We start from the raw sequence: 7,711 nt of genomic DNA, 5'->3' as shown, positions 1-7,711 counted from the left end.
CGCCGACTGGATCGCCACCCGCGGCTACGCCGCCAGCTAAGCCACCGGAGCACACGACGAAGGGCCGGACCCCACCACAGGGGACCGGCCCTTCGTCGTCGGCGTTTTCCACAAACTGCGTAACGCATTGACAAGTTTCGACGCAAGGGTGACGCTTGGACGATCGGTGAGAGCGCTCTCTCGCACGAGGTCCGCTGGTCACCACCAGTCCGGCCAGGGCAACCTCCGACGTCTTCGGCGGCGACGGCGCAGCGACCCCTGACCCGTCCCCCGACAGGAGTCACGAGATGGACAGGGCCGCACCCCTCTCCGGCAACCCCCGCCGCCTGCGCCTCGCCACGGCGATCGGCGCACTGCTTGTGCTACTCGGCACGTACCTCGTCGCCAGCACCGGGCGGGCCGACGCCAACCCGGTCGCCAACGCCATCCGGGTGGCCGAGTTCCCCGCCGACTGCACCTACAGCCACCGGCTGCCGGACGACCCGATCGTCTTCCCCGGGCTACCCGGCGCGTCGCACATGCACAGCTTCTTCGGCAGCACTGTGACGAACGCCAACACCACCCTGCCCGACCTGGTCAGCTCCCAGAGCACCTGCAACCCGCGGGTGGACGTCTCGTCCTACTGGGTGCCGACCCTCTACCGCGACAACGTGCCGGTGGAGCCGGCGATCGCCACGTTCTACTACCTGGGCGAGGGCGTACGCGCCGACGTCGTCGCGAACACCCAGCCGTTCCCGCTCGGGCTGCGACTCGTCGCCGGCAACGCGAAGGCCACCGGGTCGAGCGACAGCATCGCCAGGTGGTCGTGTCTGCACGCGGGACAGGTGCCGCCGTCGAAGGACTTCGTCACCTGCCCGTCCGGCACCATGCTGGAGTCGTACCTGGACTTCCCGCAGTGCTGGAACGGCCGCGACCTGGACTCGCCGGACCACAAGAGCCACCTGGCGTACCCGGTGAACCAGGCCTGCCCGAGCACCCACCCGGTGCACGTGCCCAAGTTGCGGCAGGTCCTGCGGTATCCGGTGAACGGTGACCCGTCGCGGTTCCGGCTGGCCTCCGGGCCGGGTTACACCATGCATGGCGACTTCTTCAACGCCTGGCCGGTCGCGGAGCTGGCCCGGCGGGTGCAGGACTGCATCCGCCCCGTCATCAAGTGCGGCGCCGACGGCCGACCGATCTGAGCCAACCGACGACGGCGGGTCCGGTCCTGCCGGGCCCGCCGCCGGGAGGGAGAGAGGGCCAGATGCGGAGACCAGCCGTACGCCCGCCCGGGTGCCTGCTCCTCGCGGCGTTGCTCGTCGGCGCGTGCACCGGTGGGTCACCGACCGGGCCGGCCGCGCCATCCGCCGCGACGATCGCGACCGCCGCACCCGTCGGGTCGGCTGCGTCCGGTGGTTCGACGGGTCAGTTCAGCGCCACCGACGTCGCGTGGCTTCATCTGACGGTGGCGATGAACGAACGCCTGCTGCCGGTGCTGGAGCTGACGCCGAGCCGGAGCACCGACGCGCAGTGGCTGACGTTCGTCGCCCGGCTCGGCACGGCGCACCGCACCGACCTGAGCACGGCCCGACGGCTGCTCGCCGAATCCGGTGCCCCGGCCACCAACCCGCACGAGGGGCACGACATGCCGGGCATGGTCACCGACGAGGAGTTGGCCGCGTTGCGGTCGGCCACCGGCGTCGCGTTCCAGCGGCGGGCCCGTCAGCACGTACGAGCGCACCTGGACCAGGCGGTCCGGATCGCCGCTGCCGAACAGCGGGCCGGCACCCACCGGGCGACCACGGCGTTGGCCTCGGCGGTCGTCCGGACGGGAAACGCCGACCTCACCTGGCTCGATCGGGCGGACCGGTGAGGCGGAGCTTCCGACCGGGCCAACGGGAGCGAAGCGCCGATCGTCCTCTCACCCGGTCGCCAACAGCCGGGCGATCGCCGCCGGCTCCGCGAGGTGCGGGAAGTGGCTGCCGGGCAACACTGTCACAAGGACCTCCGGCAGGGCATCGGTCAGCCAGGCCAGATAGCGGGGTGGCGGCTCGGACGAGGTCACCCAGCGGTAGGGGATCCCCCGCTCACCGATGGACCGCAGGTCGCGGGTCCGCTCGGCGGCGATCTCCGCGTCGGACCCGCGCAGGATCTCGCCCCAGTAACCAAGCAGCAGGTCCGGCCGGGGATCGGTAGCGGTGGTCACGATCTCGCGCGCCTCGGGCGGCAACGCCTCGATGCCCATTCCGGCCAGCATGGCGTCCCACACCTGCCGCCAGTCCGGGCCGCGCAGTGCGGGCTCGGCCTGGCGGACGGCCACGCCGAACGGGCCGGGCAGCAGGATCTGGTCCAGATTCACCACGCCGCGCACCGGATGGCGGGCCGCGTACGTCGTGGCGACCACCGCGCCTACCGAATGTCCCACCACGATCGGCTGGGCGAGGCCCGCCTCGGTCACCTGCTCGTGTACGACATCGGCCACCGCCGCCATCTCGTAGGACGACCGCCTGGCTGCGTCGCCATGGCCGGGCAGGTCGAGAGCCAGAACCGGCCGGGCCGGATCGATCACCGCGAGCTCGCGCCGGAACGGGTCCCACTGTCGGTTGTCGAAGGTGAGGCCGTGCAGCAGCACCAACGGTGGCTGACTGTCTCCGCTATCCATTGGCGTTCCCTTCCTGCGCCGCGGTCGCTCGGGCTTCCGAGCGCAGCGAGTCGATGGTGAGGTCGAGGACCGCTTCCAGGTGATCGATCTTTCCGGTGGAGAGCAGCAGCAGTACGCCGCCCTGGATGCCGGCCAGCAGCGCCGCGGCGGCGCGGTCGGCGTCCACGTCCGCGGCGATGTCCCCGGTCGACTGCATCTGCCGGATACCCTCGGTGATCGCGTTCTGCCAGCGCCACATGAGCCCGGTCACGACCGCCTGCGCGCCGGGTGCGCGTCGGCCGGTCTGCCCGAGCAGACCGTTGAGTGGGCACTTCACGCCCTGCTCCAGGTAGCGCTCGATGAGCCGGTCGCGCCACGCCAGCCAGGCCGACCAGGAGGTCAGGTTGCTGAGCATCGGCTCCTGGTCGATGAGCACCTGGTCGGCCTCGTGCTGGGCCACCGCGAGCAGCAGCTCCTCCTTGCCCTCGGGGAAGTAGTGGAAGAGCTGACCCTTGCTGGTGCCGGTGCGGGCCAGCACGTCCTCGAGGCGTACCTCGTCGACGCCGCGCTCGCGGATCTCGGCCGCCGCGCCGGTGACGATCCGCGCCCGGGTGGCCTCGCCCTTGCGGGTGAACGCCCGTGTCATGCGGCCTCCGTCACCGTCGCTCCGCCTTGCCTGCCGGTCCGACAGTAACCCGGAGTTTGGACTTGCGGGTCCATTTTTGCCGAGCCAAGGTCTGGAGCGCGGTCCGATCCGGGCCGCCACCACGATCGGGAGAGGCACCACCGTGAACCACTACTACCTGCTCGGACGGTCCGGCCTGCGGGTGAGCCAGCTGGCGCTGGGCACCATGAACTTCGGCGTCGACGGGTTCCACGCCGCGTACGGCAAGACCGAGGAGGAGGCCGAGCCGATCTTCCACCAATACCTGGAGGCGGGCGGGAACCTCGTCGACACTGCGGACTTCTACACCGCCGGGGAGAGCGAGCGGATCCTCGGCCGTCTGATCGACCGGGCCGGCGTCCGCGACCGGCTCGTGCTCACCAGCAAGGCCACGAACACCGTCGACCCGGCCGACCCGAACGCCAGCGGCAACGGCCGCAAGCACCTCGTGCGGGCCGTGGAAGGGTCGCTGAGCCGGCTCGGCACCGACTACATCGACCTGTATCTGCTGCACACCTGGGACCGGATCACCCCGGTCGAGGAGGTCGTGCACACCCTCGACGACCTGGTGCGCGCCGGCAAGATCCGGTACGCCGGGCTCTCCGACGTGCCGGCCTGGTACGCGGCCCGGGCGCAGAGCTACGCCGAGGCACACGGGCTGGCCCCGATGATCAACGTGCAGCTTCCGTACTCGCTGGTGACGCGGGGCATCGAGGCTGAGTTCGTGTCGATGGCGCAGAGCCTGGGGATGGGGCTCACCGCGTGGAGCCCGCTCGGCGGTGGTCTGCTCAGCGGCAAGTACCGGCGCACCGGCGAGGGCATGAGCGGGACCGGGCGGTTGACCAACCCCGACGCCGCGGGTCGGGAGATCAACCCCGGCGACTGGAAGGTCATCGAGGCACTGGAGGGCGTCGCCGCCGACCTGGGCCGCAGCATGGCCCAGGTCGCGATCAACTGGGTGGCCACCCAGCCCGCCGTCGCCTCGGTGATCGTCGGGGCGAGCAGCCCTGCGCAACTCGCCAGCAACTTCGGTGCGCTCGACTTCGAGATCCCGGCCGACGCCCGACGCCGGCTCGACGAGGCCAGCGCCCCGGACCTCGGGCTGCCGTACGGCATGTTCACACCGCAGTACCAGTCCTGGGTGGTCAGCCCCGGCCTCGGCATCGGCGACAAGCCGGCGGGTTACGCCCCGCCGGTGTTCAACGGGGCCGCCCAGCCCACGGCGTGAGAGATCCGGCAGACCGGCACCGGTCCAACCCGAGCACCGGTGCGGACCAGACCGCCAGCTCAGGCCCGAGCACCAGCGCGGACCAGACCATTGGCGCGGACCGGGCCGAGCGGAGCACCGGCGCGGGCATTGAGCGCACCGCGCCCGCGCCGGTGCCGGTGCCTCGCCGCCGGAGCCTGGGGCCGGGTCACCGCATGGCGACGGTCACTGCCGGCTCTGCTCGGGAAGCTGGTTGCCGTAGTAGGCGCCGGCGCCGTGCTTGCGGGTGAAGTGGCGGTCGAGCAACCACTGTGGTGCGGCCGCCGCCGGGTTCAGTGACAGCGTCTTCAGGGCCATCTCCGCGACCGCCTCGCAGACGATCGCGTTCTCCACCGACGTGAGCGGGTCCTTCGCCCAGGTGAAGGGGCCGTGGTTGGCGGCGAGGGCGACGGGGTTGGCGAGTGCCTCGGCCTCTCCCCCGATCAGCTCGATGATGGCCCGAGCGGTGTTGAACTCGTAGTCGTGGGCGCACTCGTCCGCCGTCAGGTCCCGGGTGACCCGGATCGGACCGGCGAAGGTGTCGGCGTGCGTGGTGCCGAGCACCGGCACGTCCCGCCCGGCCTGGGCGAAGGCGACGGCGTGCGTCGAGTGGGTGTGGGTCACACCGCCGATGGACGGCCAGTGCAGGTAGAACGCGCGGTGGGTCTCGCTGTCGACGGAGGGCCGCAGCGTCCCGGCGACGACCTGCCCGGTCTCCAGGTCCACCGGGACCAGCAGGTCGGCCGTGAGGTCCTGGTATGCCACGCCGGAAGGCTTGATCACATAGATGCCTGCCTCCCGGTCGACGCCGCTCACGTTGCCCCACGTCAGCTCGGCGAGGCCGGCCTGGGCGATGAGGCGGTTCGCGGCGAGGACTGCGGCGCGCAGGTCAGTTGATCCGGCCGTACTCATTGCAGGTGACGCCTTTCGGGTGGAGGTGGCATCCGGCGCAGCGCGACGCGCCAGCGCGGCTGGTTAGCGCTAACATTCTGCCCGGTCGATAGCGGGGGCGCGGTGTCGGGCTGGGGTGCCGCGCCCGCGAGCGGCACGACACGGGCAGTTTAGACGCCGGCTCGACCGCACGCGGCCCACCTCAGCTGTCGACGCGGGCCACCCGGGTGAGTCCGGGCGTCGGCGTCGAACCGCCCTCGTAGAGCGCGACGTACCGTCGGCGCAGCTCAGCGCCCTGATCGTCGAGCGCGGCCAGGTTGAGGATGTTGTGGCCGACGCCCAACGCCGCGGGCAGGGTGCAGACCTGCAGCGGGATCGCGTTCGCGTCGGCGATCCGGCGGGGTACGGTCACCGCCGCGGCGAGGTCCACCACGCCGTCGAGTGGGCTGATGGCGACCGCGACGCTCCGCAGACCGGTCCGGCGCGGCGGCTTCGGCAGACTGCGCGCGATCGTCAGGTACTGGGTGACGGCGGAGAGGGAGTAGCCGCGCGACGTGACGCGGTCCGGGAGGAGGCGCCGCCCGTACAGGGTGATGAGGGGTCGGACCGCGAAGGCCGGCGCCTGGCGCGGGTCCGGGCCGAAGAACGGCGACAGCAACAGCAGCCGTCGTACGACGTCGCCCGGCACCTGGGCCAGCCAGGCGGCCAGTACCGCGCCGCCGGAGATCCCCACCACGCCCACCTCGTCGCCGAGAGCCGCCGCGACGGCCAGCGCCTGCACGGCGTACGTCGCCAGTTCGTCCGCCTCGACCCGGTGGTGGGCCCGCTTGTCGACGGTGCCGTGGTGGGGAGCCCGGGGGATCCAGACGTTGTACCCGCTGTCGAAGAACTCCTCGGCCAGCCCGTCGTACTGCTCGGGCGCGAGGGTGTAGCCGTGCAGCAGCAGGACGACCCGGCCGGTACGGCGGCCGTGACTCAGCAGGCGGCTGCGCGATTCGGGTCCGACGGCCGGATCCGCCGCCTCGGCCGCGATGACGGCCTCGGCGGTGCGGATGGCGGTGTCGAAGTCGAACTGTGGCGGCAGTGCGACGCGTAGCCCACGGCGGGGCAGCGGCCAGCGATACAGCCCGGCGACCAACGCCATGACCAGCGCCAACCCACCGAGGACGAGGGCGATGATCTTCGGCATACGCTGATGCTGACAGGGGTGCGGTCGGGTGCCTGCCGAGGGGTGCGCCCCGGTGACAGGGCGCACCCCGGTCAGCTATTGCGGTGCGTCCGACGGTGCGAAGACGACCCTGGAGCGCAACTGCCGGAACCCGGTCCGTTCCAGTTCCGCGAGCACCGCCACCCGGTGGGCGTCCACGTCGGCGATGACCTCCCGTGCGCCGCCGGCGGCCAGCACCCGCACCGCTTCGGCCAGCAACTCGGGTCGGGCCGCCTCGTCGAGCAGGCCGAGATAGGCGAGCAGCGGGTAGCAGGCGTCGCCGGCGGTGCCGACCAGACCCACCGGCTCCCCGGCGTGCAGCGCTACCCGCCATTCCTCGGTCGCGTCGCCGAGCCAGGCCAGCGGGTCGGTGGCCAGGTCGACGCCGGCGACCGCCTGCGCGATCTCGGCGCCGGTCAGCACGTCCGGTTCGGCGATCCGGGAGACCAGGGCATTGATCTCGGCCGCGTCGGCGGGCGGCCGGAAGTGGTAGCGCCCGGAGGACGCCGGCAGTGGGGTGCCCGTCCAGGAACACCGGAGCCGCTCCCCCCGCTCGACCAGCCCGGCGAGCCGGGCGGCGGCCATCGGCGCCCGGACCACGGCCAGCACCTCTTCGCGTCGCCGCCAGTGCGCCGGCAGTGCGGCGTAGTACCGGCCGGGACCGCCGAGCGCCTCGTGGGCGGCGTGCAACAACTCGGCACCGACCTCCGGCTCGGCGTCGAGATCGAACCGGTCCAGCCAGGGGGCGCCGACGGCGCCCGGCGGAAGCAGCCAGGCGGCCCGGCCGACCACCCGGCCGCCGCGCAGGGCGACCCAGGTGGTCTCGGGTCGGTAGCCGCCGCCGGCGATCCCGTCGGCGTAGCCGACCTGGCGCAGTTGGGGCAACGGATTGGGCATGGAGTCGAACAGGTTTTCCTCGCCCGCGACGAGCGGACGGATGACCAGATCAGTCATGGGTGGGCCTCCGGGAAGCGCGCGCCCCGGATCAGATCCGCGCGGACGCCGGAGCGCGGAGGGGGCGCAGAACATCGGACATTGTTCTGACCTCCTTCCAGCTCGACGGCGTGCCAGCAGACGCTACGC

At 72.1% G+C, this 7,711-nt stretch carries 8 protein-coding genes; 3 read left to right on the top strand and 5 right to left on the bottom strand.

Going from position 1 to position 7,711, the window contains the following annotated elements:
* Positions 1-287 precede the first annotated feature (287 nt).
* Positions 288-1,181, top strand: coding sequence for a DUF1996 domain-containing protein (locus AB0B86_RS11550; RefSeq protein WP_357401762.1), 894 nt, complete (start codon positions 288-290; stop codon positions 1,179-1,181).
* A gap of 62 nt (positions 1,182-1,243) precedes the next feature.
* Complete coding sequence (locus tag AB0B86_RS11545) at positions 1,244-1,852, top strand: DUF305 domain-containing protein (RefSeq protein ID WP_357401764.1); 609 nt, start codon at positions 1,244-1,246, stop codon at positions 1,850-1,852.
* Positions 1,853-1,900: 48 nt separating this feature from the next.
* Here AB0B86_RS11545 and AB0B86_RS11540 read toward each other — a convergent pair whose 3' ends face one another.
* On the bottom strand, positions 1,901-2,641 hold the full coding sequence (locus tag AB0B86_RS11540; protein ID WP_357401766.1) for an alpha/beta hydrolase: 741 nt from the start codon (positions 2,639-2,641) through the stop codon (positions 1,901-1,903).
* Positions 2,634-3,266, bottom strand: a complete 633-nt coding sequence (locus AB0B86_RS11535) for a TetR/AcrR family transcriptional regulator (RefSeq protein WP_357401768.1) — start codon at positions 3,264-3,266, stop codon at positions 2,634-2,636. The genes AB0B86_RS11540 and AB0B86_RS11535 overlap by 8 nt, the downstream gene beginning before the upstream one ends.
* Before the next feature lie 142 nt (positions 3,267-3,408).
* On the opposite strand from AB0B86_RS11535, the gene AB0B86_RS11530 reads away from it, so the two are divergent.
* Positions 3,409-4,512, top strand: a complete 1,104-nt coding sequence (locus tag AB0B86_RS11530) for an aldo/keto reductase (RefSeq protein WP_357417599.1) — start codon at positions 3,409-3,411, stop codon at positions 4,510-4,512.
* Positions 4,513-4,716: 204 nt separating this feature from the next.
* Here the strand turns inward: AB0B86_RS11530 and araD are convergent, their stop codons facing one another.
* From araD to AB0B86_RS11515, 3 genes are all read right to left on the bottom strand, one after another.
* Positions 4,717-5,442: an L-ribulose-5-phosphate 4-epimerase AraD gene (araD, locus tag AB0B86_RS11525; protein WP_357401772.1), complete on the bottom strand. Its 726-nt coding sequence runs from the start codon at positions 5,440-5,442 to the stop codon at positions 4,717-4,719.
* Positions 5,443-5,623: 181 nt separating this feature from the next.
* Complete coding sequence (locus tag AB0B86_RS11520) at positions 5,624-6,610, bottom strand: alpha/beta fold hydrolase (protein ID WP_357417597.1); 987 nt, start codon at positions 6,608-6,610, stop codon at positions 5,624-5,626.
* Positions 6,611-6,685: 75 nt separating this feature from the next.
* Positions 6,686-7,582 carry an acetyltransferase gene (locus AB0B86_RS11515; RefSeq protein WP_357417594.1) on the bottom strand — a complete coding sequence of 299 codons (897 nt, stop codon included), beginning with the start codon at positions 7,580-7,582 and terminating at the stop codon, positions 6,686-6,688.
* Positions 7,583-7,711: the final 129 nt, after the last annotated feature.

Source organism: Micromonospora sp. NPDC049047 (genome assembly GCF_040649135.1).
Classification (GTDB): domain Bacteria; phylum Actinomycetota; class Actinomycetes; order Mycobacteriales; family Micromonosporaceae; genus Micromonospora.
The sequence above is the reverse complement of the archived record's forward strand: the minus strand, read 5'-3'. Positions and strand labels throughout refer to the sequence as shown.